Origin of the sequence: Kurthia populi, from assembly GCF_042686175.1 — a bacterium.
GTDB lineage: Bacteria > Bacillota > Bacilli > Bacillales_A > Planococcaceae > Kurthia > Kurthia populi.
Genome location: NZ_JBHUOR010000020.1, coordinates 1 through 26,129, shown reverse-complemented (window position 1 = coordinate 26,129; position 26,129 = coordinate 1). Strand labels below are relative to the sequence as shown.

The 26,129-nt window shown below is 41.5% G+C and carries 28 protein-coding genes; 3 read left to right on the top strand and 25 right to left on the bottom strand.

Going from position 1 to position 26,129, the window contains the following annotated elements:
• Window positions 1–126 precede the first annotated feature (126 nt).
• A complete protein-coding gene (locus ACFSY7_RS03820; RefSeq protein WP_380146918.1) occupies window positions 127–720 on the bottom strand; it encodes a class I SAM-dependent methyltransferase in 594 nt (197 codons plus the stop codon).
• 162 nt (window positions 721–882) lie between these two features.
• Here ACFSY7_RS03820 and ACFSY7_RS03815 point away from each other — a divergent pair, with 162 nt between their 5' ends.
• Entirely contained in the window at window positions 883–1,479 is a 597-nt protein-coding gene (locus tag ACFSY7_RS03815; RefSeq protein ID WP_126990449.1) for a DUF4166 domain-containing protein, read from the top strand.
• On the opposite strand, the gene ACFSY7_RS03810 is transcribed toward ACFSY7_RS03815, so the two are convergent.
• From ACFSY7_RS03810 to ACFSY7_RS03715, 20 genes are all read right to left on the bottom strand, one after another.
• Entirely contained in the window at window positions 1,476–2,057 is a 582-nt protein-coding gene (locus ACFSY7_RS03810; protein ID WP_380146917.1) for a GNAT family N-acetyltransferase, read from the bottom strand. The two genes, ACFSY7_RS03815 and ACFSY7_RS03810, sit on opposite strands and share 4 nt — an antisense overlap.
• Before the next feature lie 110 nt (window positions 2,058–2,167).
• On the bottom strand, window positions 2,168–3,307 hold the full coding sequence (locus ACFSY7_RS03805; RefSeq protein ID WP_380146919.1) for an ABC transporter substrate-binding protein: 1,140 nt from the start codon (window positions 3,305–3,307) through the stop codon (window positions 2,168–2,170).
• Window positions 3,308–3,964: 657 nt separating this feature from the next.
• A complete protein-coding gene (locus ACFSY7_RS03800) occupies window positions 3,965–4,588 on the bottom strand; it encodes a hypothetical protein (RefSeq protein WP_380146916.1) in 624 nt (207 codons plus the stop codon).
• 247 nt (window positions 4,589–4,835) lie between these two features.
• Window positions 4,836–5,840: an ABC transporter ATP-binding protein gene (locus ACFSY7_RS03795; protein WP_380146915.1), complete on the bottom strand. Its 1,005-nt coding sequence runs from the start codon at window positions 5,838–5,840 to the stop codon at window positions 4,836–4,838.
• Between the two features lie 17 nt (window positions 5,841–5,857).
• Window positions 5,858–6,781: a S66 peptidase family protein gene (locus ACFSY7_RS03790; protein ID WP_380146914.1), complete on the bottom strand. Its 924-nt coding sequence runs from the start codon at window positions 6,779–6,781 to the stop codon at window positions 5,858–5,860.
• Between the two features lie 79 nt (window positions 6,782–6,860).
• Window positions 6,861–8,486, bottom strand: coding sequence for a peptide ABC transporter substrate-binding protein (locus ACFSY7_RS03785; RefSeq protein WP_380146913.1), 1,626 nt, complete (start codon window positions 8,484–8,486; stop codon window positions 6,861–6,863).
• A 54-nt stretch (window positions 8,487–8,540) separates the two neighbouring features.
• On the bottom strand, window positions 8,541–9,575 hold the full coding sequence (locus tag ACFSY7_RS03780) for an ABC transporter ATP-binding protein (RefSeq protein ID WP_380146912.1): 1,035 nt from the start codon (window positions 9,573–9,575) through the stop codon (window positions 8,541–8,543).
• A 4-nt stretch (window positions 9,576–9,579) separates the two neighbouring features.
• Window positions 9,580–10,506 (bottom strand): ABC transporter permease, encoded by a 927-nt coding sequence (locus tag ACFSY7_RS03775; RefSeq protein WP_126990456.1) that lies wholly within the window; start codon window positions 10,504–10,506, stop codon window positions 9,580–9,582.
• Window positions 10,503–11,441, bottom strand: a complete 939-nt coding sequence (locus ACFSY7_RS03770; RefSeq protein WP_126990457.1) for an ABC transporter permease — start codon at window positions 11,439–11,441, stop codon at window positions 10,503–10,505. The genes ACFSY7_RS03775 and ACFSY7_RS03770 overlap by 4 nt, the downstream gene beginning before the upstream one ends.
• Window positions 11,442–11,785: 344 nt before the next feature.
• Window positions 11,786–12,952, bottom strand: a complete 1,167-nt coding sequence (gene trpB / locus ACFSY7_RS03765; protein ID WP_380146911.1) for a tryptophan synthase subunit beta — start codon at window positions 12,950–12,952, stop codon at window positions 11,786–11,788.
• A gap of 94 nt (window positions 12,953–13,046) precedes the next feature.
• Window positions 13,047–13,835, bottom strand: coding sequence for a hypothetical protein (locus tag ACFSY7_RS03760; protein WP_380146910.1), 789 nt, complete (start codon window positions 13,833–13,835; stop codon window positions 13,047–13,049).
• Window positions 13,835–14,914, bottom strand: coding sequence for a cysteine protease StiP family protein (locus ACFSY7_RS03755; RefSeq protein ID WP_380146909.1), 1,080 nt, complete (start codon window positions 14,912–14,914; stop codon window positions 13,835–13,837). Before ACFSY7_RS03755 ends, ACFSY7_RS03760 begins: the two co-directional genes overlap by 1 nt.
• Window positions 14,880–16,211, bottom strand: coding sequence for a phosphoribosyltransferase domain-containing protein (locus ACFSY7_RS03750; protein ID WP_380146908.1), 1,332 nt, complete (start codon window positions 16,209–16,211; stop codon window positions 14,880–14,882). Before ACFSY7_RS03750 ends, ACFSY7_RS03755 begins: the two co-directional genes overlap by 35 nt.
• Before the next feature lie 11 nt (window positions 16,212–16,222).
• Window positions 16,223–17,341, bottom strand: a complete 1,119-nt coding sequence (locus tag ACFSY7_RS03745; RefSeq protein ID WP_380146907.1) for an HpcH/HpaI aldolase/citrate lyase family protein — start codon at window positions 17,339–17,341, stop codon at window positions 16,223–16,225.
• Window positions 17,342–17,495: 154 nt separating this feature from the next.
• Window positions 17,496–18,248, bottom strand: coding sequence for a TerC family protein (locus tag ACFSY7_RS03740; RefSeq protein WP_126990463.1), 753 nt, complete (start codon window positions 18,246–18,248; stop codon window positions 17,496–17,498).
• 14 nt (window positions 18,249–18,262) lie between these two features.
• Window positions 18,263–18,841: a TerD family protein gene (locus tag ACFSY7_RS03735; RefSeq protein ID WP_126990464.1), complete on the bottom strand. Its 579-nt coding sequence runs from the start codon at window positions 18,839–18,841 to the stop codon at window positions 18,263–18,265.
• 25 nt (window positions 18,842–18,866) lie between these two features.
• The gene (locus ACFSY7_RS03730) at window positions 18,867–19,484 is read right to left on the bottom strand and encodes a TerD family protein (protein ID WP_139994641.1); all 618 of its coding nucleotides are present in this window, start codon (window positions 19,482–19,484) and stop codon (window positions 18,867–18,869) included.
• 85 nt (window positions 19,485–19,569) lie between these two features.
• Window positions 19,570–20,364, bottom strand: coding sequence for an HNH endonuclease (locus tag ACFSY7_RS03725; protein ID WP_380146906.1), 795 nt, complete (start codon window positions 20,362–20,364; stop codon window positions 19,570–19,572).
• Window positions 20,365–20,368: 4 nt separating this feature from the next.
• Window positions 20,369–21,043, bottom strand: a complete 675-nt coding sequence (locus ACFSY7_RS03720) for a hypothetical protein (RefSeq protein WP_380146905.1) — start codon at window positions 21,041–21,043, stop codon at window positions 20,369–20,371.
• Window positions 21,044–21,045: 2 nt separating this feature from the next.
• Window positions 21,046–21,927, bottom strand: a complete 882-nt coding sequence (locus ACFSY7_RS03715) for a LysR family transcriptional regulator (RefSeq protein ID WP_380146904.1) — start codon at window positions 21,925–21,927, stop codon at window positions 21,046–21,048.
• Window positions 21,928–22,026: 99 nt separating this feature from the next.
• Here ACFSY7_RS03715 and ACFSY7_RS03710 point away from each other — a divergent pair, with 99 nt between their 5' ends.
• Complete coding sequence (locus ACFSY7_RS03710; protein WP_380146902.1) at window positions 22,027–22,758, top strand: sulfite exporter TauE/SafE family protein; 732 nt, start codon at window positions 22,027–22,029, stop codon at window positions 22,756–22,758.
• A gap of 575 nt (window positions 22,759–23,333) precedes the next feature.
• The gene (locus tag ACFSY7_RS03705) at window positions 23,334–23,588 is read left to right on the top strand and encodes a hypothetical protein (RefSeq protein ID WP_380146900.1); all 255 of its coding nucleotides are present in this window, start codon (window positions 23,334–23,336) and stop codon (window positions 23,586–23,588) included.
• Between the two features lie 46 nt (window positions 23,589–23,634).
• Here the strand turns inward: ACFSY7_RS03705 and ACFSY7_RS03700 are convergent, their stop codons facing one another.
• From ACFSY7_RS03700 to ACFSY7_RS03685, 4 genes are all read right to left on the bottom strand, one after another.
• Complete coding sequence (locus ACFSY7_RS03700; protein WP_380146899.1) at window positions 23,635–23,850, bottom strand: hypothetical protein; 216 nt, start codon at window positions 23,848–23,850, stop codon at window positions 23,635–23,637.
• A 141-nt stretch (window positions 23,851–23,991) separates the two neighbouring features.
• Entirely contained in the window at window positions 23,992–24,867 is an 876-nt protein-coding gene (locus ACFSY7_RS03695; RefSeq protein WP_380146897.1) for a helix-turn-helix transcriptional regulator, read from the bottom strand.
• Window positions 24,868–24,983: 116 nt separating this feature from the next.
• A complete protein-coding gene (locus tag ACFSY7_RS03690; protein ID WP_380146895.1) occupies window positions 24,984–25,265 on the bottom strand; it encodes a hypothetical protein in 282 nt (93 codons plus the stop codon).
• Between the two features lie 42 nt (window positions 25,266–25,307).
• On the bottom strand, window positions 25,308–26,129 hold an 822-nt coding region (locus ACFSY7_RS03685; RefSeq protein WP_380146894.1), incomplete at its 5' end, for an RNA-guided endonuclease TnpB family protein.

The following is a 26,129-nucleotide window of genomic DNA, read 5'->3' as shown; positions in this document are numbered from 1 at the left end:
ATCCCTGTACAATCGCTAATTTTAATGCGCTCGTAAATTTCGTCATAAAAAAACCACACCTCCAATTGTTAGATTGTGTCTAACAATTGGGGTGCAGTTCATTTTATTTTGCGCTTCCTGCTTTTTTTATTTTTTCACAATAACCTGAACAACCTTACAAAGTCCCTTATGGCCAACACCTTCATGACGTGTAACCTCTACGCAGTCAAAATGCAGTACTTCATATTGTTGTGCCCAATCACGTAATGTCTCTTCGGCATACAAGTAATCTATATTCGGCGGGCCTCCTGTTTTATATGCGAGCTGCGCTTCCTCATACACTTCCATAAGAAAAATGCCGCCTGGCTTCAGTGAAGTCATTATTTGTTCAAGCACATGTAGCTGCTGATCTTTCGCAAAATGCCCAAAAATCATTACCGCTCCGTCATACTGCGCTGGCTCTATCGTATCATTCAATAAATCATGATGCTTTGTTTCCACTGTCGTATCAAACTGTTCGGCAAGCTCTGCTGTTTTTCGCAGGCCTTCTTGTGCATAGTCATACGCCGTCACCTGATGCCCCTTTGTCGCTAGAAAAACGGCATTTCGTCCCTCTCCCTCTGCATAGCAGGCCACATGTGGCAGGTGCTCAAACACCGCGTACTGCTGCGCTAAAAAGGCATTCGGTTTTGTGCCATAAAAATACCGGTCATGCTTATAGCGATCATCCCATCGATTCATATTTATCACTCCTCACACTCATATATAACGTAAAAAGGGTAGAGATGCAATGAAACACTGTACAGACTACTTTGTTAGGAAGCAAAAAATGCGGGTATACATTTAAAAACAGGGGTTCCGTCATTCGTACGGAGCCCCTATTTTTCGAAAGGAATGATAAAAATGTCTGTATATAAACAACTGCTTGGCGATCGTTTTGAACGAATGCATCCAAAATTACAGCACCGCTATGCCACAAATGCCGGCGATGTCTTTCGCGCAAAAGGGGTTATGCATGAGATTTCACATGGCTCTGCGCTTCTTACTCCCTTTTATTATGCAGCGACTACGATGGATTTCCTCTTCCCAGAAGAGGGCCATGATATTCCATTTGATTTAGAACACCACTGCATCCAAACGGGCGACGATTTATTTGATATTGACTGGCATCGCAACTTTTATTTCCCTGAGAAAACACGTCAATTCGATTCGATTACGCGCGTTGATTTAGCGACAAATCATGCCTATGACTTGCTCGGTAAACCGACGATGATGCGCTCTAATTTATTGCTTGATGTCACACGAGATGGGCATTTAATTACCCGTACAAACGCACAGCACTTACTAGGTCTTGTGCCACTACCCGGTTTTTTTAAAGGCAAGGCCATTGTCGAAGATGGCTATGATGACGAGCAACAATGCTACACGATTTACGCGACCGTTTATAATGAACTTCTTGGCACCATCATCATGTATGGCGGACATTTCAATGAAATTTAAATAATACGTTTCACATAGCACATGCATAAATGTCTTCGCGAGGCGCGATTTAATACATCCGGGTCACTACCTGTATAATGCGCAAACATCGTCACTGGACGAACCTGTGCAGGCACCGATAAATCATATTTTTCAAGTGCTGGTTCATCAAAATACAAGTGATGATACGTGTACGTTTGCACAAAACGCATTTTTTCGTACCATTTTTGGATTTTCGCATTATCGCGTGTCCATGCTTCTAAATATGTTAATTTCAATGCTTTTGCCTGCTTCAGCGCGGCTTTGATTAACTCTTCGCCAATATGTCGGTGCTGATAATCTGGGTGCACCGCAATATGCCAAATCATGCCGCCAACCGTATCATGTGCCGTACAAATTGTCTGAGGCTCCATTTCGTATTCAATATCAATCAAGCCCACTATTTGATTATTTTCAATTGCGACGAGCTCGATTGATGGGTTTTCATAATGCTCCTTTTTTTGCAGTACATTATCAAAATAAGCAGTATTTAAAAAGGCGAGCACCCGACAGCGCAACCAACCTTGCTCATCAGCATCCGTATATGGACGAATCATCATCATAATCCCCTCACTTTTTATTATGGTATCTTCAGTTTAGCTTGATTGAAGGGGTTTGGCTATCGGAACATGTAAAAAAGAAGCCTCCGTAAAGAGACTTCTTTTTCATTCTAGTATTTTGCCGCATCTGATGATGGATGTAAAATACTTTCTACTTCCTCATTGGTCACATCAAATTCATAGAAGTTTTTATAATATGTTTTGATTTCTTCCTTCATATCGTAATCAAATACATCTGGGTGATTATGCTGTGCTAAGAATTTCAGCATAAGTGGTGCATCACCTGATGGTGGGAACCAACGATAAATACCAAGTGGCACTTTGTAGACCTTGCCTTCTCTAACAGCCGCAACATCGCTCCAGTCTTGACCAGATACTTTATTTTCTAGTAAGTCCTCTGGCTGTGTCTGTGTGAAGTTTGTGATGTAAATAATATCTGGATTCCATTTATAAATTTGCTCCATATTTACTTCTTTTTGCCCTTGAGCACCTGAATCACCAGCAACATCAATACCACCTGTTGCTTTCGTCCATTTCTCACTGAAGAAGTTTGCCCCGCCAACGACGATGGATTTATCATTATGTTGGAATAAGAATAATACTTTCGGCTTGTCTTTTTCTTTTACATCCGCTAGTTTAGCATCGATTTCTTTTTGTACTTTTGTACCTTCTTTGATGAATTTATCAGCGCGGTCCGTTGTGTCGCCACCCTTAATATCAGAAGTTAATTTTAGCCAGCTATTAAACGTCGCAAGAGGCTCTGCCGCTGCTGCATCAATGGCTTTTACGCCTACTGTTGGAATGCCCGCTTCCTCTACTTTTTCAATTGATTTTTGGTCGGTTGCGATTTCAAAATACACTTGAGGGTCCACTTTCATTAGTTCCTCAACATTCACTTCACCATTTTGTACAAAGTTTGTAGATGCTTTTAACACGTCTGGTGAAATTTTTGCTAACATTGAGTTTTCTGCTGCATTATATGAGTTTGGATGCATCCCAACAATTTCTTTTGTTGAATTCGTTGCAACATACCAAGTTGAGAAGTACGGTAAAATACCGCCAACTACGATACGATCGATTTCGCCTGGTACGGTTACGTCACGACCAAGTTGATCTTGAATCATTTTTTCTTCAGCTGTTGTTTGTTTTTCGCCTGTCGATGTTGCCTCTTTCGTATCATCATTGCCACATGCTGCTAATAGCCCTGCCGCAAGTGTCGCCGCTGCTAAGAAGCCAAATTTTTTCTTCATATTACTTTTCTTCCTCTCGTAGCCATTTGCTAAGCCATGTAAAAATGGCTTTGATTGATTAATGAAGCCCAGTCCGATATGGAACATTGGGTCAAGTGATGTTACGACTAATTGTCCATTAAAGCTACTATCATCTACATAGAAAATCGAGCGACCATCTGGTGTATCTAGTAGCGACATTGCACCTTCTGGCGGCATAAACGTCCCGTGATAATGCCATTTCATATCAGGCACTGTTAAGAAATGATAGAGTGGATGATTAGCGTGCTGTTGATTCAGTGGTAAACCGCCGTTTGGACGTACCCACCAGCTAAAGTTTACTTCAGAATCTTCCCAGTCTACTGTTGGCATAAAGTGATCTAATACTTCGCCAAAAATAACAATACGTTTTCCCGCATGTAATACATTTAATAATTTCGATTGATAGCGTTTTAATAACGTAATATCCAAACGACATGATAGTAACACGGTGTCATATTGTGTTAAATCATGGCTATGTAAATCTCGAATATGCAGCACATCATCGTAGACATAGTGAAACTCTTCTTCCTCTAGGAAGCGGTTTTGATACGGTGTACCATTCACAATTAATGCAATGCTCATATTAAAGAGCTCCTTTCAATACAGTAAATTCTTCTTCTGATACGCGACGTGTCATTAGTTGTCACCTCGATTGCGTGCTGCTTCTGTATGAATTGCTTCAAGCATTTGCAGACTTACTTCACTCGATGAATTATCCTCATGAATGTAAATGCGGTACATATCTGTTCCCGCACCCGCATAGATTGTGCCATTTGTTGATTCACGGTCCACATAAACGATGACATTATCTTGTTGGTCTACAACCAATTTCTTCGCATGTGCAGGCACCGTTTCAAAATAGCCACGTGAGAAGAAGCCACGTACGCCTTTACGATATTCAATATCATATGACGTAACGCCTTCAAATAATGTATGGTCTGTTGCGATAATACGTGCTTCACGATCTTTTAGTGGAATTGGAGAACGCTTCCAATTTGCTACTTCCGTTAGCCAAGGCAGTCCCTTTTCAGCAAGTGTGAAAATAACGCCTCCCTTTGCTAAATAGTCCGTTAACACCGCATTATGCTCGACTAAAAATGCTTCGTCGACATGATTTGAAATAATGACGCCATCAAAAGCCATTAAATCCGTGTATGGTAAATCATATTCATATAAAAACACAAGGCCACGTTTTGCATCAAGCGCATTCAGACGTGCAAATTGAATGTCGATGCCCATGCAGGCAATATTTTTCATCATAGTAAGGTCCCTCAGTTCTAATTGATAACGATTATCGTTTAATACACTTCTATTTTATTGATAATGATTTTCAATTGCAATTCAAACTGTGTGAACGCTGAAAACTTGTCGAATTTAAACGAATAAATGCTGTTTTTTAAACAGTCGATAATACAGCATTTAAAAGGGATTTTATAGCATTTAAAAGAAAAATAGACATTTTGACAAAAATTGACAAAATAAAAAGAGGTCGGTTAAAACCGCCTCTTTACACTTCCTGTTGCACGCGTAACGGTTTGCCCATTTCAATCGAATCATCCATTAAGTGACAGGCTACAAAATGCTCGCCCTCCTGCTCACGCCACGTAGGCTCTACTGTGACACAAGCCTCACAGGCATGAGCACAGCGCGTATGAAATACACAGCCTGTTGGTGGATCAATCGGACTCGGTAACTCGCCCTCTAAAATAATTCGACGGCGGGCCTCCTCAATATCTGGGTCAGGTATCGGAATGGCAGATAATAATGCCTGCGTATACGGATGCAGTGGATTATGATACAGCTGCTCACTCGTTGTCAGCTCGACGATTTTCCCTAAATACATTACCGCAATTCGGCTCGAAATATATTTTACCATCGATAAATCATGCGCAATAAATAAGTAGGTGAAACCCTTTTCTTTTTGTAAACGCTGCAGGAGCTTTACGACCGATGCCTGTACAGATACATCGAGTGCTGAAATCGGCTCATCACAAATAATAAACTCCGGGTCTAATGCGAGTGCGCGGGCAATCCCGATACGCTGGCGCTGTCCCCCAGAAAATTCATGCGGATAGCGATTGGCATGATCTCGGTTTAGCCCAACGGATTCCAGTAGCTCATAAATTTTCGCTGACAGCTCTTTTTTTGATTGATAGATTTCATGTACAAGCAGCGGCTCTGCGATAATTTCATATACGGTAGAGCGCGGATTTAGTGAGGCATACGGGTCCTGAAAAATCATCTGCATTTGGCGTAAAAATTGATGACGCTCTTTGTCGGTTTTCTTATGCACATCCTGCCCCTTAAACAGCACCTCACCACCTGAACGATTATATAAGCCCATAATTGTGCGGCCGGCTGTCGATTTCCCGCAGCCCGATTCACCAACGAGGCCAAATGTTTCCCCTTTTTTCACATCAAATGAGATACCATTCACTGCTTTTAATGTTTGATTTCGCTCTAATGAAAAATGCTTTTGCAGCGCTTTGACTTCTAAAATTTTATCATCCATCGTTGTATCCCCCTTCGTTATTGCACACCCGCTTCAATCGTAATCGTGCAGTTCGTCGCATCTAGTACCGCATTTACCCCGAGTGGCAATGCAAAATGCGGCTGACAATGCCCGATTTGCACCCCTTTCACGACCGGCACCTGTAGTGATGCAAAGTAATGTGCGAAAACCTCATCTAGTGTTAGTGATTTTTTTCGTTTCTTCGGCTCAGCACCGGAAAAACTCGCAATAATAACCCCACTTACCTCATTGAGTACACCAGCCATTCGCAGCTGGTTGAGCATGCCATCCACGCGGTACGGCTCCTCATCTACATCTTCAATTAATAAAAGATTACCAGCCGTCAGTGGCATATAATCTGTCCCGACAGCGCTCGCGAGTAAGCTCAGATTACCCCCAACAATTTTGCCGTGGGCTACACCTTCAACCACCGTTTCGATACCCGCATAAAAGCAGTCATCATAAACAAGCGCTGTAGGTGTGAATAGCTGCTGAAACTGTGCGGCTGACTGTTCTAAAAAGGTGTCATGGCCAATATCTGAGCCAAGCATCGGCCCGTGGAATGTCACCAGGTCTGCGTGACGCTGCAATGCATTATGTAAAAATGTAATATCTGAATAGCCCCAGAAAATTTTCGGATTTTGACGAATGAGCTCAAAATCGAGCGTATCCGTATAACGTGCGCTCCCATAGCCACCGCACGCACAAATAATGCCCGCAATATCCTCGCGGCGGAACATGTCCTCTACGTCCGCTTTACGCAGGTCATCGGTCGCGGATAAATAGCCATATTCGCTATGTGCTGTTTTTCCAAATTCGTATTCGAGGCCTAGCGCTGTTAAAAATGAGAGCGACTTTTCCAATGCCTTTTGATTGGGTGAGCTTGCTGGTGCGATAATGCCAATTTTATCTCCCTTTTTTAATCGTTGTGGTTTCTGCATATAAGAACGCCCCCTTCGCTGTAGAAACAAACCCGTTATTTCTACAGCGAAGGGCAGTGACGAGCACTGCCAGCTTCCATTATTCTTTATCCGCAAATTTCAACTCTAAATAACCAACTGGGTGACGCACGATGCCTGATACAGAAGGCTTTTGCACGCTTAATTGATTGTAGAAATGAACAGGCACGATCGGTGCTTCTTCAATTAATAATTTCTCTGCATTTTGTAGTAATGTCCAGCGTTTTTCAGAATCTTGCTCTGATTTCGCATCCGCAATTAATTGATCATATTCTTTATTTGACCACGCTGTACGGTTCATTGAAGAATCCGTAATGAAGCTTTCTAATGCATTCACTGGATCTGCATAGTCATATAAGAATGATGAACGAGATAATTGATGCTTTAATTCTTTTTGCTCCGCCATAAATACGCTTGATTCCACGCTTTGTAGCTTCACTTCAACACCTAATGCTTCTTTGAACTGGTCTTGTAAGGCAACCGCCACTTTTTGGTTATCTGGTGATGTACCATACGTCAGTGTTACTTTCGGAAGTGTATCCCAGCCCTCTTCCTTCATACCTTCTTCTAATAATTTCTTCGCTTTTTCTTTATCAAGACCGATTAAATCGCCAACTGTATCACGGAATTCATTACCATCTGGCCCTTTGAAGCCATATGATACGAAGCCATGCGCTGGTTTTTGACCGATTTTCGTTACGTATTCCACGATATTATCTTGGTCTACTGCATACGCAAATGCTTGGCGTACTTTTTTGTTTGTGAATGGCTCTTTTTCTACGTTAAAGCGGTAGAATGCCACACCCGCTTGCTCTGAATTGACTAATTCATCACTATCTTTTAATTTCGAATACATTTCACCTGGTACAGATGAAATATCCAGCTCATCTGATTGATACATTTGATATTCTGTATTCGTATCATTGACCATTGTCCACTCGACTTTATCAAGCTTCACATTGTCTTTATCCCAATACTGGTCATTTTTCTCAAAGACCATTTTTGAGTCGTGATCCCATGATGCTAATTTGAATGGACCATTCGCAACAAAAGAATCTGCCTCAGCGAACCATTTCGCATTGTCTGTCGCTGCTTTTTCATTTACTGGGAAGAAGCTCGGATTTGAAATAATATTTAGAAATGCCTCTGTTGGATCGGTTAATGTTACTTCAAATGTTTTATCATCAATTGCTTTAATACCAATACCATCTGCTTTCCCTTCACCTGTATTAAAGTCCTCAGCACCAACAATACCGTACGCTAAAAATGCGGCAGGTGACGCTGTTTCAGGGTCTAGCATATGCGTCCAGCCATACACAAAGTCACCAGCTGTTACTGCATCGCCATTTGACCATTTCGCATCCTCACGTAATGTGAAGGTATACGTTTTTTGATCATCTGAAATATCGATTTTTTCAGCAATGGCTTCTTTTGGCTCGTTGTTTTCATCTAAACGAACTAAGCCCTCCATTAAGTTATTTAATGGATTCCACGATACCGCATCAAATGCCACAGACGGGTCAAAGGATGTCGGCTCGACACCATTGTTTAAATACAACACTTTTTCTGACTTTTTATCGCCAGAAGACTCACTGCCTTCATTTTTTCCTGCATCCTCATTTGCGGTACAGGCCGCCATGACAACCATTGCAAGCGCCAATAGCGTAAGTAATAGCCACTTCTTCATAAAAATCCCCCTTTTGATTCAAATGATGTATGTGATGTACAACTGTACGAGTCACTAATAATTAGCGAAAAGCCCCTTTGCTCGCTCATCTTGCTGCCAGCAATAACTACGGTGCTCCTCCGTTATATATGTCGCAGGTGGTTCTACGTGCTCACAGACATCCATCGCAAATGGACAGCGTGCCGCAAAGCCACAGCCTACTGGTGGGTCAAATAAATCGGGTGGTGTGCCATCTATTGGCTTGAGCTCCTCCTCTAGTAAATCGAGACGCGGAACAGAATTAAGCAAGCCGCGCGTATATGGATGCGTGTTGCGGTAAAAAATATCCCGTTTCGTGCCAATTTCAATAATTTGACCAGCATACATGACCGCAATACGATCAGCAATTTTCGCGACAACGCCTAAATCATGGGTAATTAAAATAATGGAAATACCCATGCGCTCCTGAATCGATGCGAATAACTCTAAAATCTGCGCTTGAATCGTCACATCAAGCGCGGTCGTCGGCTCATCCGCAATAAGTACGTCCGGCTCGCAAATAAGCGCAATCGCAATGACAATTCGTTGGCGCATTCCACCTGAAAACTGGTGGGCATATTGCTTTAAGCGCTCTTCTGGATTTGGAATTCCAACGAGATTCAGCATCTCGATTGCCCGTTTTTTCGCCTCACCCTTTGATAAACCATGATGGGTACGAATCCCTTCTGTTAGCTGCTCACCAATCGTCAGCGTTGGATTTAGTGCCGTCATCGGATCTTGAAAAATCATCGAAATGTCCATACCTTGAATTTTACGCAGTGCTTTTTTCGGCATCTTTGATAAATCCTTGCCGTTGTATACAATCTGCCCATTTTCAATGCGACCCGGTGGCTGTGGAATGAGGCCCATAATGGCGTTCGATGTTACACTTTTACCGCAACCCGATTCGCCTACAATGGCTAGTGTCTCGCCTTTATACAAATCAAAAGAAACGCCGCGTACTGCCTTTACCTCGCCTCCAAATGTTTTGAAGGTCACATGTAAATTATGCACTTCTAATACTTTTTCACGGGCAGCAACATGCTCATGCTGCTGTGCTTGTGTCATCATGTCGTTACCCCCTTAACTTCGGATCTAGCGCATCTTGTAGACCATCGCCGAGTACGTTAAATGCGAACATCGTAATCGAAATAAATAATGCTGGGAAGAATAACCGCCACCAGTCGCCAGATAAAATAACCGGTAAGGCATCATTCGCCATTACGCCCCAACTGGCATACGGTGCTTGTACACCAAGCCCTAAGAAACTAAGGAATGCTTCCGCAAAAATGGCACTTGGGACACTTAATGTAATTTGAACAATAATGGGCCCCATTGTATTTGGTAATAAGTTTTTACGAATAATGCGGGATGAGCTCGCACCAAAGGATTTCGAAGCAGTGACGAATTCGTAGTTTTTAATTTGTAGCACCTGCCCACGTACAATACGTGCCATACCGACCCAGCCGGTAATGGTCAGAGCAATAATAATCGTCGTTAAACTTGGCCCCATCACAACCATTAATAAAATAACAACAAGTAGATTTGGTAAGCCATATAGCACTTCAACAATACGCATCATGACCATATCGACGCGGCCACCTTTATAGCCGCTAATACCGCCATAAATAATGCCGACGATACAGTCGATTAACGCGGCCATTAAGCCAACAAATAAGGAAATCCGTGCGCCGTACCATGTTCGCGTAAAGACATCGCGCCCCATTTCATCAGTCCCAAACCAGTGCTTTGCTGAAGGGGGCTGATTTTGATTCGGTAAGTCTGTTGTCGTCACCGAATGGGGTGAAAAAATCGGTACAAAAACCGCAAAGAGTGCTAACAACACAAGAAAAATCAGGCCAAGCATCGCAAGTTTATTTTTACGAAGCCTACGCCACGCATCTTTCCAGTAAGAGAGCGACGGCCGCATGACCTGTTCTTTTTCATCGCCATCCTTTTTTTTAGGACGAAACCATTCGTCTTTTACATCGATATTTGTCATGAAGTTTCACCTTCTTTTTTATGCAGTTTAATTCGGGGATCTAACAAGCCGTATACAATGTCGACGATAAACAGCATGAATACTAAGAAGGCACTGTAAAAGACCGTTGTGCCCATAATAACGGGGTAATCACGGTTATTAATACTCTCAACGAAGTATTTCCCCATCCCTGGTATCGCAAAGATTTTTTCAATAACGAATGTTCCCGTTAAAATGGATGCGAGCATCGTGCCCATAATCGTCACGACCGGCATCATTGCATTACGCAGTGCATGTCGGAATACAATGCGCCATGGCTTCAGCCCCTTCGCCTTTGCCATCTTTATGTAGTCCTGTGTCAGCACCTCAAGCATACTTGAGCGTGTTAGACGGGCGATAATCGCCATTGGGCCTGTAGCGAGGGCAAGTGTTGGCAAAATCATATGCTTTGGACTCGACCATGTAGCAGCAGGCAACCAGCCAAGCTGACCCGCAAATACTTGAATCAGTACCGTCGCTAAAATAAAGTTTGGAATGGATATTCCAATAACCGCAATCGCCATCGCAAAATAATCAATGAGCCCGTTATGCCGCAGCGCTGCGAGCGTTCCTAAAATAATCCCGGAAATACAGGCGACAATAATCGTAATCATGCCGAGCTCAAGCGAGATTGGAAATCCTCGTTCTAGCAGCGAATTCACTGTTTCATTTGGCTTTTTAATCGATGGGCCAAAATCGAATGTCACAATGGCTTTCAAATAACTGACATACTGTACCGGAAGCGGATCATCGAGATGATAAAACTTTTCTAAGTTTTGTTGAATGACCGGATTCGACGTTTTATCGCTGTCAAATGGCGAGCCCGGAATCGAATGCATAAGCGCAAAAGTCAAGGTCGCAATAATAAAAATCGTCGCAATCATCATAAGAAAACGTTTAATAATGTATGAAACCATCTGTGTGCACCTCCTACTCAAGCTAAATTTAAAAGGAAACAAAAATCTTTTATGGTTATTTTTGTTAAAAATATATTATCAGAATTTTCCTACTATTACAATTTTATTCTACAAAAATATTCGAAATATGCTTAGTTACGCTGTAAAATGCTAGAAACATTCCAAATTCCATTTATCACTCTTTTTTCATTGGATAAAAATACTATTGTTCAGTATTTTTGTTAATATATTAAGATTTTTCGTCATACGGAATTTATCAAAATTCAGCTAGCTAATCTTTCTTTAAACAGCAAAAAAGCGATTGATGAAAAAAGTCCATCAATCGCTTTTACCTATCTATTCAATTAGTCCTTGTTTAACATTGCATAGACTTGCTCCACATCTTTGTCCCCGCGCCCTGAAATATTGATGATAATGACATCATCGGTTGATAGTGTCGGTGCAAATTTCAGCGCATATGCCACGGCATGTGAGCTTTCTAACGCCGGAATAATACCTTCTTCTTTTGAAAGTATCATAAAGGCTTCTAATACTTCCTCATTCGATACGGTCACATATTCCCCGCGCCCTGTCACTTTTAACTGAGAGTGCTCAGGACCTGCGCCTGGATAATCTAAACCTGCCGCAATCGAATACGTTGGCTGTGGATTCCCTGCCTCATCTTGTAGCACAAGGCAGCGGAAGCCATGTAAATCACCCGGTGTTCCCTGTGTAAGCGATGGTGCCTGGTCCGGTTCAACACCAATCAAGCGTACCGCTGCATCATCAATATATTCTGCAAACGAACCAATGGCATTACTCCCACCACCCACACATGCTAGAACAGCTGTCGGTAATTTGCCTTCTTTTTCTAAAATTTGTTCGCGACTTTCGCGGCTAATGACGGATTGGAAATGCTTCACCATCGTTGGGAATGGATGTGGGCCGACAGCCGAGCCTAGTAGATAAAATGAATTTTCATAGTTCTCTACTAAATCGGCAAATGCCGCATCAACCGCTTCTTTTAAGCGACCTTGCCCATCTGTTACCGCAACAACTTTCGCACCTAAAAGCTCCATACGGAATACATTTAGCGCTTGGCGTTTCATATCTTCCGCACCCATATAAATGACACAATCCATTTTAAACATTGCACAAACGGTTGCCGTTGCGACACCATGCTGACCAGCACCTGTCTCCGCAATAATACGGTGCGCACCCATACGTTTTGCTAAAAGAATTTGTCCTAATACATTGTTGATTTTATGAGAGCCTGTATGATTCAAGTCCTCGCGCTTTAAGTAGATTTTTGCGCCACCTAAACGAGTCGTTAAATTTTCAGCGAAGTAAAGGGGTGACTTACGCCCAACATATTCACTGAAATAATAATCAAGCTCTTTTTTGAAATCTGCATCATCTTTATATTTATTGAAGTTTTCCTCTAAAATCGATAATACATTTTGCAATTCAGGTGGAACCTGACTACCACCAAACTCACCAAAATAACCTGCTTGTGTTTTTTCTAAACTCATCTCAACCTGCTCCTCTCATAACCAAAACTGAATATTCAGTATATTCTAATAGACTATCTCAACTTTTTCAATCTAAACGGTCAAACTAAGCAAATTACTGCACATTCGCTATAAGCTCTTCTAACATCTGCTCGGTAAAGGCTGCTCCGCGTGCGTCAAGTACACGTACCGGTGACGCATCGCCTAACTTCTCATAAATCTCGCCATGCTGTGGTGAAAAATGCGTATCCGTTAGCTGCATCATTCCTAAATCCATAAAGGAATCTCCTGCTGCATAGTGGACAGTCGGCTGAATTTTGTCTAGAACATATGTCACAGCCGCCTCCTTAGACAATGTTTTTGGCAGTGCATAAAATTTCTTACCATGTAAATACGTCGTCCAGTCTACTTGTTGGAATTGTTCATGCAGCGCATTGAGGACATCAATATCTTTTTTCGCTTCATCTATTAGCAGCACGTAAAATAGTTCATCGACGCCATTAATTTTACGAAACATCTCCATTTCCCAGCATGCCGCAAAGCGCGTACGAAAATCAGCGAAACTCAAACAAGTTGAAACATTTTTTGCGACAATTTTTGCCCATTCCTCATCTACCTCACCATTACGTAATACAAAGCCACCATTACAAGCGACCGCATAGTGTGGTACTTTTTGTTGAAATAATTCAATGCGCGCATACTGTGCAAGCGAGCGCGTCGTCACGGGAATAATATCAATGTTACGTGCAGTCACTTCTTCCATTAACTGCGCCGTTTTATTTGAAATATAGGAAATCGGCTTGCCATCTAGCTGCTCAATACAGCGCGTTTCTTCAAGCGGAATACCAATTGTACGTTCTGAAAAAATAAAGGTACGATCTAAATCTGTTGTTAATACATGCATTATTCTGTTAGCTCCTTAATCAAACCACAGCAAGAATAGCTCATATCTGTGTATACTTCCACCGGCACACCGCGCTCCTCAGCCAACATATAAATATGCTGTAGGTCCGCATCATGCGCTGGATTTACGAGAATCTTCCATGGCACACGACGCAGTAGCACACGCGTCGTTTCGCCAACACCTGGTTTAATATGATGTGTATTTTGAATATTAAATTTCTTTTGAATGCGTTCTACAGACTGCATGCCAAGCCATGTTACAGGCTCTGTCGTTAAATCATCTGGTGTAGTCTCTGAGAAATGCTGTGCAATTGTGTCAATATACAAGTTTGAAACATCTTGGTCTACTAAATGCGCATAATACTTTGCCCCATGAAAATCGCCCTCATGAATCCAGTCATCATTTAATACAGTACGACTGACAAGACCCGATACAGTCGAGTTCAAGCAAGCAGAAGGAATTAAAAAGTCATCACGCGTGCCATACATCGATGAGCAATGCCCAGGGTCTGCAAGCACTGCGAGCGTATCATCTAGCTCAATGCCTTGCTGCTTCAGCCCTTTACAAGCCTCCGTCAATTCACGCGTAATCGCGCCCTTACCTGTCCAGCCATCAACAAATTGTAGCTCTGCCTCCGGATGCTGTGCGAGCATATAACGAATCGCCACTTCATCAATGCCGCGATCACGAACGATTGAAATCGCATAATGTGGCACTGTACGCTTATATTTCTGCTCTAAATAACGTTTAATTAAAATACCAATTGGCGTACCAGCTCGCGCTAAGCTTACGAGCACTACGCGGTCAATCGATTTATGCGCCACAATCATTTCCGCTACAACCGCGACCGCATCAGCAATACGTTTACTGTACTGTGCGAGCGTCTTATGGAAAAGTTCAATATATGCCTCACTCGGCTGAAATTCCTTTGGAAGCATTGTCGAATAATGCACCCCTTGCTGAATCAGTTGCTCACGCGCAAATGTATCTTTTTCTAGCTCAATATCACTTAAATCCTTCAATAAAAAAATAACATCATCAGCACTATAACTCGTTTTCATAAATGTGTTGACCGTCATACTGCAACACCCCTCTCGTTAATTCAACTACTAGTACAGGTACAGATAATTGCGCAATAAGCGTATCTAGTCCTTGCTGGTCCGCAATACGCTCTACCACGATGATAATTTGCTCAAAGTTTCCTTTTGACACGCTATATAAGAAGTTTGGTACACCTGCATTCTCAAGGCTTCCAAAACGATATTTTTCATAAATAACCGACTGTTCATCTACAAAAATTGGGCTTCGTGTCGTTGATTGTGTATATACGTCCTCACCTAGATTCAGCCCTAACATCATCGGTAAAAACATGCATTCACCGGTACCGACAACGAGTGTTTTCCCACGTTTTGGTAATGACCGCTTCGCAAGCTGTGCTAAGAATTGCACGTTTTCCTCTGCTGTTAAACCAAAGCGCCCTGTTTCGTAGGCATAGCCCTTCGTACAAACTGAACCATCCTCACTCTGACTTGTCAGCGGCAACACTTCGACAAACGCTTTTTCTGAAATCGTTGCCTCCTTCACGTCATAGACAGGCGCTTCTGGTACAACCTCTTCATCGTAAAAGGCACCCTCAACCGCCATTTCGCCAGCCATTAAGGTCACGACATTTAGCGTAATGTGATGCTCGTTCGCAAACGTTTCATATGCCGCGCGTTCCGCTTCATTTCGCCAATCTAAAATGGATACGACCGTATAGCGCTTAATATGCGGATAATATGCCGCAAGTTCTGCGATAATATTCAAATTCGTTTTTCCTGTCGACATTTCATCGTCCACAAGTACGATTTGTGCAGCCTCGTCAAAAAAGCCCTCAGGCGCATAGAGACGATGACTTGTCGCATGAGAATGCTCCTCTTCAAAAGCAATTGAAGATGCGCGCTCCTGAATCTTCTCACGTGTCGTATGGATATACGTGGCATTAGCTGAAAATGCATTAAAAAAGGCATGTCCAAGCGCTGTTGCGGTCTCCGCAAAGCCAATGACCGCGATTTTTTCAGGTGCTGCCATACGCTGCTCAGCAAGCGACACGGTTGGTTCATTTGCCTTTAGACCCGCTACTAACTGCTTAGCAGCCGGATGCATTTGACCATATTGTGTTTCTAAAAAGCGACACGCTAATAAAAAGCCTGTATACAGTGGTACGAATGGCTTTACATGTAAATGCTTCCCGAGCACCTTTGATACGAATAAAAATTGGCGTTTTTTATTAATGCGTAGCGCCAAATCAAATAATTGTTTTTCCTCAAACTCATATGGATTGTCGCGAATTGTCGTTGTGACACGTAACCGCTCGTCAATTGAAAAAGTACCCATTTTATAGCCCCCTACATTAAATCAAAATGTGTTTTTTGTGGTAGTAAGACACCATACATTTCTGCCTGGCGTACAATTCGTGTTGCCCAGTAATGATGGGGCTTCATTTCATTCATTTTATTGCCATACGTACTTTTTAATACGCCTGCATCCTCTGCATGATCAAGAATGGCTAGTGCATCAGCATAGTCCTCCTGTGATACCGCATAATAAGCATTTACAAATTGAACATGCGTTGGATGAATGACGGTTTTCCCCTGGAAGCCATTCAATTTATCAAGCTCACATTCTTTTTGTAGACCTTGCAGTGCCGGTGTCAGCGTCTTCGTTGCGACAGGGCCATCCTGCGATGTTGTTGATGAATCAAAATATTCCCATACCGCACCAGAGATAATGAAGCCATCCTCTTGGCGCCCAAAAATATTTAAAATATCCGTTAGCCCATCACGTAATACTAGGACGTCATACAGACTTTGATGGCGCTTGCGGCGAATGCCATAAACCCCTAAGAAATCCGTTGCGCCAATACGCACGTTTAAAATCATTTCTCGGTGTTCATGTAATAATTCATGTAAATTTTTTAGCTGTGCAAGACGATTTTCCTTATACAATAAATTCGCTGTTTCTAGTACAGGCATCGCATACAATTGGTAGCCCTTCGCCCGTTCACGTTTTAACACATGCAAATAAGCCGCTCCGTTTTCAAGCTCAAACTTTGGCATGACATAACCTGTCAAAAGATGCTGGACGGGGCGCAATTTCGTCACTACCTCTTCAAGATGCTTCGGTGTTCGTGCGCGCACAAATAATAACGGCAGTTCATCTTCTGTCAGCTGGTTTGTTGCTAAAAAACGGTCGATTTCTAATAATGTTGCATACGTATTTTCAAGCGCTAGCGCCACATCATGATCGGCGACAGCATCCTCTAAATCGATGATGAGCGTCGTCAGCTGTGGAAACTTTTTCGTACGCACATCCTCAGAAATTTGTGTGCGTGTTCCTGGTGTATACATTGCAGCGCCTAAGCCAAGAGCTAAATCCTCTTTGTTAGTGTGCTTTGTAAAAGGCTTCGGCAGTTTCGATAAAATCATCGTTAGTTGTTGCTCTGATAAATGATTGTGAAATCGCATATGTAACGCCTCCTTAATAAAAGGGGCTGTTTTTCATTCGAACAGCCCCCCTTCATTTGAAATCATCGTTTCTTGAAATATCTTTTTTTAATTATACGGTGAGTATAATCTTTAAATCAAATTTGTGCTGTAAAAAGAAAAGAAGGCACCCCTTCTAAGAAGTACCTTCCCTTTTTTTATTTATTTTATGCACAACAAAGGTTGCGGCGAATGCAATTACTAAAATCGCAAAGAATACATAATGCGAAATATGAATACCGAAGACGCCAAGGAGCATTTTTAATGCGATAATGAAAATCAACACAAAGGCTGTCGTTTCAAGCTCTGGTACACGGTCAATTAAATTGACGAACACGCCGGCAATGGTACGCATCATTAAGATACCGAGCATTCCACCAATTAATAGCACCCATACCTCACTTGAAATCGCAAATGCTGCTAGAATAGAATCCACAGAGAACGCGATGTCCATTAACTCAACAGCTACAACCGTCCCCCAGAACATCCCAAACATCTTAACAAGTAGTCCCTTTTTATTGAATTCTTTCGCCTCATCATCGCCTGAGCCTTTTTTGCGGAAATAATCAATACTAATCCACATTAAATATGCGGCACCTAGCACTTTGATAAACCAGAACTTCACAAGGTAGACGCCGATTCCGATAAAAATGAAGCGGAAAATATAGGCACCTAGTAAACCATATAATAATGCTTTTTTCCGTTGTTTTTCTGGTAAATGCTTGACGAGAACAGCTAACACCAATGCATTATCGGCTGATAAAAGGCCTTCCAATACAACAAGTGATAAAATTAAGCCCCAGTTGACTGGATTGGATAAAACCTCTACCCAGTGATCCCAATCAAAAAATAACGCGTAGGTAGATAAAATTTGATTAATAATTTCCATAGAGGGCTACCGGATTAAACAGATAAGCCGTATGCATTTACTAATGCACCTAAGCCACCTTGGAAGCCTGCACCTACTGCATTAAATTTCCAGTCACTATTGTGACGATATAGCTCACAGAATACGACTGCTGTTTCGATTGAGAAATCTTCTCCTAAGTCAAAGCGTAAGATTTCTTGTCCTGTATTTTCGTCTACAAGACGTGCAAACGCATTAGATACTTGACCGAAGTTTTGATTACGTACTTCCGCATCATGAATCGTTACCGTAAAGGCGATTTTATCAACATCCGCTGGTACAGCTGATAGATCGACAGTGATTTGCTCATCATCGCCATCCCCTTCACCTGTACGGTTGTCCCCTGTATGGCGAACAGAACCATCTGTACTTTGTAGATTGTTATAGAAAATAAAATCTAAATCTTGGCGGCATTTGCCTGCACTATTTAATAAGAAGGCTGAAGCATCTAAATCATAATCTTGCCCGCCATCATAGTTTTTAATATCCCATCCTAAACCAATAATAATTTTACTTAACGTTGGATTGTCTTTCGTTAAATCAATACGTTGCCCTTTACTTAGTTGAATTGCCATGAGAAATTCCTCCATTATAAGTATATTATTTGCTACCTGCTTGCCACTTCATACCAAAGCCATATGCTTTGTCAAGGTTTTGATGACTATCAAAATACTCAACAAGTCGTTTGACGCTAAAGGTTTCATTGTTGACGTTTTCAATCATCGCAATGGCACACATGCGCTTGTCTTTACTATGCTCATCAAGACGCACCACAATATCCTGCCCGCCCGGATAGCTTAGTGTGACGACACCATCTGCCTCGGTCCAATTTGTCACACCTTCATAAATAAACGTGTAGACTAAAATACGTTTAATCCTTGCCACCTGTAAGCCGTTGATACGCAGATTTTCACCTGCAGAAACCGCACCTGTACGATCATCTCCGTCTAACTGAATAAACGGCTTTTGCTCGTACGCACCAAAGGCATTGCCAAGCGCCTGTACACAGCCTTTTTCACCTGATGTTAATTCGACTAAACAACCTAAGTCGAGGTCAATACCTTGATTGCCACCAAACAGTGACTTCAAAAATCCACCTGACTTGCCAGTTTGCTGGTTCCAATTCAAGTTAACGGTGATCGGACCAAGCTCCTGCTTTTTGTCGAGATTAATCGACTGCCCTTTTTTCGTCAACTCAATTTTATCTAAATTAACCATGCAGAACCCCCTTTATATGAAGTTACTTCTATTTTACAGTAACTACCAACTGAAATTCTACCCTAAAGGCTAAGATTGCTGCGATTTATGATTTATATGCAGCAATCTCCTGCTTTGTCCAATGATGACGTTTAAACTGCCGCCATTGTTCCAAATCAAAGTGAATACGAAACGTCAAAAACTGCTGAAATGTATCATGCCCTTTTAGTTGGTTGCAATAAAGACAAGAAGCTACATAGTTACTTTCATGGTCTGGCCCACCAAAAGCGCGCGGCACAATATGGTCAATGCTCTCTGCCTGTTCACCACAGTAGGCACATGAAACACCGTATAAATGAGGTGGCACAGAGAAACTTTCCTCTTCTGATATCTCTTCAACAGGCGCTACTGCCGCTTCTGTTTGTGTCATCTGCTCAATCAGCCCCATGTCAAGATGCCAGGACGCAAGAAACTGAGCTAAAAATGCCTTTTCCTCATTTGAAGGAGTTGTTCGCATAAGCGCCACCCCTTCTACCTCATACCATGTTAAAACACGCATTGGCTCGTCAACATATGCCGCAAGCGCTGTATTATCTGGCTTTTTAAACTGCTCACAAAATTCTTGAAAGCTATCGCGCGCCGTATCTTCATAAAGAAGCACAAGAAACGGCAGCATTTTCCGCTGAATCGTCTTTGAAATACGCGGCTGTAACTCCGGTTGCTCTACTAATGTTAGGAGTGCAAAATAAAGACCCGTCACATGCGCAGTCGGAATCGACGGCTTTGCGAGGAGCTTTTCGATACGACATGCTGCACAGAGCTTACTCCCAAAATAAGGCGTAGTTGCATCAAGCCACGATAACGGTCGATTTTCGCGCGCGCAATTTGCACATTTTTTCATTGAATCACTCCTCTATTTTATAGAATTTAAAGGCTTCCAGAGGCGGTACTTGTTTTGGAAAGAACTCTGTATCATGATACTGCAGCGGTAGCGTTTCAAAATCAAACGTATCGTCCACACAGCTAATATAGACGTCATATGCCTCGTCATCACTTGGTACGAAGCATTTTCGACTTTCACCATACTGCAGTGCCTCTCCAATACTTTTATGTAATCGCTCAAGCGCAGCTCGATTCCCAACAATGTATGCATCGTCATGCCATTGACTTTGCCCATAGAGATGTAAACAGTCTGGTCGCGCATCCGTCATTTCCTTATCAAGTGCTGCTAAATGCGTATCAATCCGAGTTATGATTCCTTGAGGCGTCGTTTCATCTATAAATAGCTCCTCGGAAAAATCAAGCGTTAAAAAAGGCTTTGGTGCATAACGGATTAGCTTTTCCTTCAGCGGTCCTTCTTGTACAAATAGAAATAATTCATTTAACTGTTCATTCATATAGACATACAGATGAATGGACTGATCCCCTTTTGTGAAATGTAACTGTTTCAAACAAGAGGCTAGTTCTCGCTCTTCTCCAATTGTAAAGCCCTTTGGAATCAGCTTTAGCTGGTCAAAATAGCGAACCATTTTGATTGTTGTCGGAAATGAGTGCGAGCTATAATAATATAAATTTGTCATCGTTATTCTCCTTCCATCATCTGCTTCAAGCACGTATTAAATGGATGCTCTGCTACATCCTCATTGCGTGTACAAATATACAAGCTTTGCTGAATGGCTGGGCAATCAATCAAAACGCGTGCGAGCTTCTGCTGCGCAAGTCGCTCCTCTATGCTAATAAGCGGCGCAAGTGTCATCCCAAGTCCGGCCTCTACAACGCGAATAGACTCTTCTACTCCTTGAATTTCCACAAAGGCTGGTGGTAGCTTTTTATTATTTGCCGCAAAAACACTTTCTAATAATGTTCGTGTAGAGCTTCCCTTTTCACGATAGACAAATGGCTCAGCACAGATTGCTTCTAGTGATACCTTTTGATTGGCTAGCGGGTGGCTCGGATGCACGATGAAAATAAAATCGAGATCGCGCACATGCTCAAATCGTAGCTCATCGTCTTTAACCTGTTGCTGTACAACATAGCCAAAATCAACCTCATGTCGCAAAATCCGCTCCTTCACAGACTGCACATTGCCGAGCGAGAGCTCAAATTTCGTTGTCGGATACTGTTTTTGATACATCGCCATCACATGTGGCAGTACATAATTCGTGGAAATATATGAAGCAGCCACTTTAATCGTCTGTTGCCCCGCTAAGAAAGTATGAAATTTTTGCTCAATCATCTGCTCATGCTTAAATAACGAGTCCCCGTGCTCGTATAAATACGCGCCCGCTTCCGTTAATTGAATACCTCGACCTCTTCCTTCAACGAGTGCCGTATCTAGCTCCTGCTCGAGCTTTCGAAGCTGCATCGTTACAGCCGGCTGCGTCAAATTAAGTTTTTCAGCGGCCGCTGTCACACTACCACAGGACGCAACTGCTGTGAAAATTTTAAATGCATGTAAATTCATTTAGCCCTCCATTTATCAATTTAATTTATAAATTATCGATAACTATCTATTAGATTTATAATTAGTATAGCATTACGATAATTGTAAGAGGTGACAGTTATGGATTTCCTATTATTATTTTTTATCGGTATTTTCGCAGCCATCATCGGCGTCATGTTTGGTGCGGCAGGCTTTGTGCTATTACCCGCCATGCTCTTATTTGGCATCCCGATTCACACAACAATTGCCGCCAATAAATTTGCAACCGGCGTTTCATCTCTCACGACCGCACTCACTCTCATACTACATAAAAAAGTATCCCTCAAAAAAATGAGCCCACTGATGCTACTCGCTGTTTTGGGCGGTATTAGTGGCGCATTTTTAGCGACACGCCTTAGCGATGACACGATGAATATCGTTGCCTGCATCATTTTGATTGCGATGTTCTTCGTTGTGTTAAAAGGAACCCCCTCATCGCAACTAGAAGACAAGGAGCCTATTCGACATCACCGCTCCATCACACCATTTTTCATTGGCATTTATGACGGTGGCTTTGGCCCCGGTTCTGCGCTCATGAACATTACGTATTTTTTAAAGCAACGTTATTCCTATGTACAAGCCGCTGAGCACACGCGCTTCCTCATGTTCGCAAGCTGTATGGGTGCATTTGGCTTCTATTATTTATACGGCATTGTTCACTGGGACATCGCGATTCCTGTCACACTGAGCTCTATTGTCGGCTCACATATCGGCATGCGCCTGACCCCTTATTTAAAAGGTGCTTGGCTACGCTGGATTTTACCGATTATCTTTTTAGTGTTAATCGGTCAGGTTTTGTGGAAGCTGGTTTAAGCACATATGCACATATATTCTCGAATGATGAAAGCTAACGCAAATAATAATATATGGCATGAGATCTCTTTTTTCGAACATTAAATAATGATTTATTTTTAACGTTATTTTAACCTTAGCTTGCTATAATGACCGTGTTAAAATTTTTTAATTGAGGTGAGCCAGTTGAGCTTTACTGTCCTTTATATTGCCATTGGTTTTTGTTTATTATTATTTATTGTACATATTTTTGTAAAAAGAAATACACCTATTAACTCCGAAGACCTTATTCATTTAAGACCTGTACGTGTAAATACTCAATGTAATTGGATAATTGTATTTGAAAAGGGATTTAATAAAAATAACCTTTTAAATGGTAGTATATATGTTTTAGATGACAACAACTTATTAGTCCCAGTTAAAATTTCCATTAAGGACCGAAATACATTGATTATCCATGCACCAGTAAACGGCTACAAAGTCGGGAAGTCGTATAGCTTATATTTAAATGACCGATTAGATTTAAAATCGTCTAGTGAACGAAATTATAAATTACAGTTCAATGTTTCGAAATAATAACGATTTTGGAGGCTGCTATGAATCAGATGGCTATCGAAAAATGTACGGATAAAATACAAAAAGTTTTAAACTATACATGTGTAACCTATGTTAAACAAACAGAAACATGCCTTTATTTTTCAGCAATTGATCAACAAATGAAACATCATACGATTTGGTACAATCTAGAAAATGGTAACTATTTTGAAACACTTAACGGCTCTGTTAACGTTATAAAGGAAATTCTATTCTTTGATACAAAAGAGGCATTAACTCAATACAAACAGAAATAACAAAGCATACAAAAAAACAGCTCATCCATTTGAGCTGTTTTTTTACTTACTTTTCTTCAATTATTCGAAAGCTATACGTATATAAAAATTCGTTATAAATCGTCAATTCATATGCTAAATCATTTGCTTCTGCCCCACTTACAAGCGCATTTATTTCTTGGGTATTAAAATATTGGCAGGCCAAAGCAAGCAATAATGACGTGATAATCAGTGCAATCAAAATGATTGAACCTCCAGAGGTACGACGGCTAATTTGTGGCATGACACCGCTCCTTTTGAATATTATGTCAATTTTTAGTATATCATATGAGAAACTAGCATTTTTCAATAATAGACTATTTTTTCACTTTTCTCCCTAATGACATGTACAATTCAATTAAAATCCCCCACACTTCAACAAGTATCATAGCTCATCAAATCCTAAATTTACTGGTTCTAAAGGCAGTTTCTCTACAGAACTTGATAAATTTGTTGATGGAACTGATTCATCCACCTCTTCAAATGCTATCCCATCAATCCATACTTCGCCTGACCCAACGAGTAGTACACCAAAATGAATGGCAGCACTTTCCTCTACTACATCTAAAACAATCGAGTAATAATTCCAATCTGTTGTGCCGTGGATTGCACGGTTATCCATATTATCAAACTGAAGTAAATCACCATTTCTTGTATCAATTCGACACCAAGCTCCACATTTCATAGCATCCTTTGTTTTAATGAAGCAGGACATTTTCATACGTTTACCAAGCCAATTTTTAGCTGAAAAAACTTGCATCATCGTACCAAACTGCCCCTCTTCAGCAGGCTGAATAACACCTAAATAACCTGATTTTGAGCCTGTATGAAACACTTCATAATCTGCCTTCATTGTATAGAGAGCTGGATTGGTTCCTGTCAGCAACCAACCCTTCACTTCATTTTGTACCATCTCTTTTTCCTCCTTCATGTATAAATCACGCATCATTTGGCGATATTTCCCTGGTGGCATACTGTACAATTCTTTAAATGCACGGGCAAACGATTCTTGGGACTGAAATTGGCATTCAAGTGCTATATCTAAAATAATTTCTTCTGTATGCAGTAATAAAAATGCCGCTACAGCAAGACGTCTTCTTCGAATATACGCTCCTATCGTAAGACCCGTTTCTTTTTTAAAGGTTCTTGTTAAATAATATTTTGAATAGCCTATTCGCTCCGCATATTGCTCCAACTGCCAATCAGTTAATAACTGTTCCTCTAATGTATCAATGATTTGCTCGACTGCTTGACTATACATCTTGCTTCACCTCAAAATAAGTATAAGTGAAAAAACTACATCATTTTTGATATTTATTGCGCTAACAAAAAAAAGCGCGATTCTTATGATGGAATCACGCCTTTTTGTATGTACCTTTAATTTTCTCGCTCGTTCATATAGCTTGTATAGGCATCATTTACCTTATCCTTCGCTGGTACCGTTTGTTTATGAATCTCTTGAAGTAGCATCAATGCTCTAAATAACACACCAATTACAATCGCACTGACAATATAAATACCAAAAATTCCAAAGAAAAGTAAACTACTTAATACGGCCGCACCCAGTATACTTGAACTACCCCCACTTAGCCGTTCTTCGAACGTTGCTTGAAGTGGGAGATTCCTACGAACAGTGCTTGCTTGTTTCCAGTTGCTCAAAACAGCGGCTTCACTTTTTTTAGTAGGCTATCCCCGTCGTTCCTACGGTTGTTGCTTTAAAAGTCTTAACCCTTCGATTAAGATATTCTTACTTGCATTAATATCTCGGTCTAGTGTCGTACCACAAGATGAACAAGTCCACACACGAATAGCTAATGGTTTCTTGCCATCTCGATGACCACAGGCATGACAAAGTTGGCTCGATGGGAAGAATCTGTCGATTTCGACAATTTTTCGACCGAACCATTTCGCCTTATACATCAGTTTTTGTACAAAAGAAGACCATGACACATCACGAATCGCTTTCGCTAACTTATGATTTTTCAACATGCCTTTTGTGTTTAAGTCTTCAAGACAGATGACGTCATAGTGACGAATCAATGCCGTTGATAGCTTGTTTAAAAAATCTTCACGTTGAAAAGCAACACGCTCACGCAAACAAGCCACTCTACGACGTTGCTTTTGGTAGTTCATGCACGCACGTAAATCACGACCCTCTTTTTTCGCTTGCTCATAGCGACGGGACAATTTGCGTTGCTCACGTTTTAACTTCTGCTCCATTTTGGCTGTAAAGCGTTGGTTATCCACTTTACGTCCAGTAGACAGAATCGCAAAATCGGTGATACCTAAATCAATTCCTACAGCTTCATTTGTTTGAGGCAATGGCTTAAAGTTTGGTACTTCGCATTGGACAGACACGTAAAACGCACCACTCGCATTGTATTTAATCGTCGCTTTTAGAATACGCCCTTCAATATCACGCGACTTCGCAAATTTTACGAGTCCTAGTTTTGGTAGCTTCATTTGATTACCGATAATCGCAATATTGTTATTCGTATTCTTCGTAGTATAACTTTGAACTGG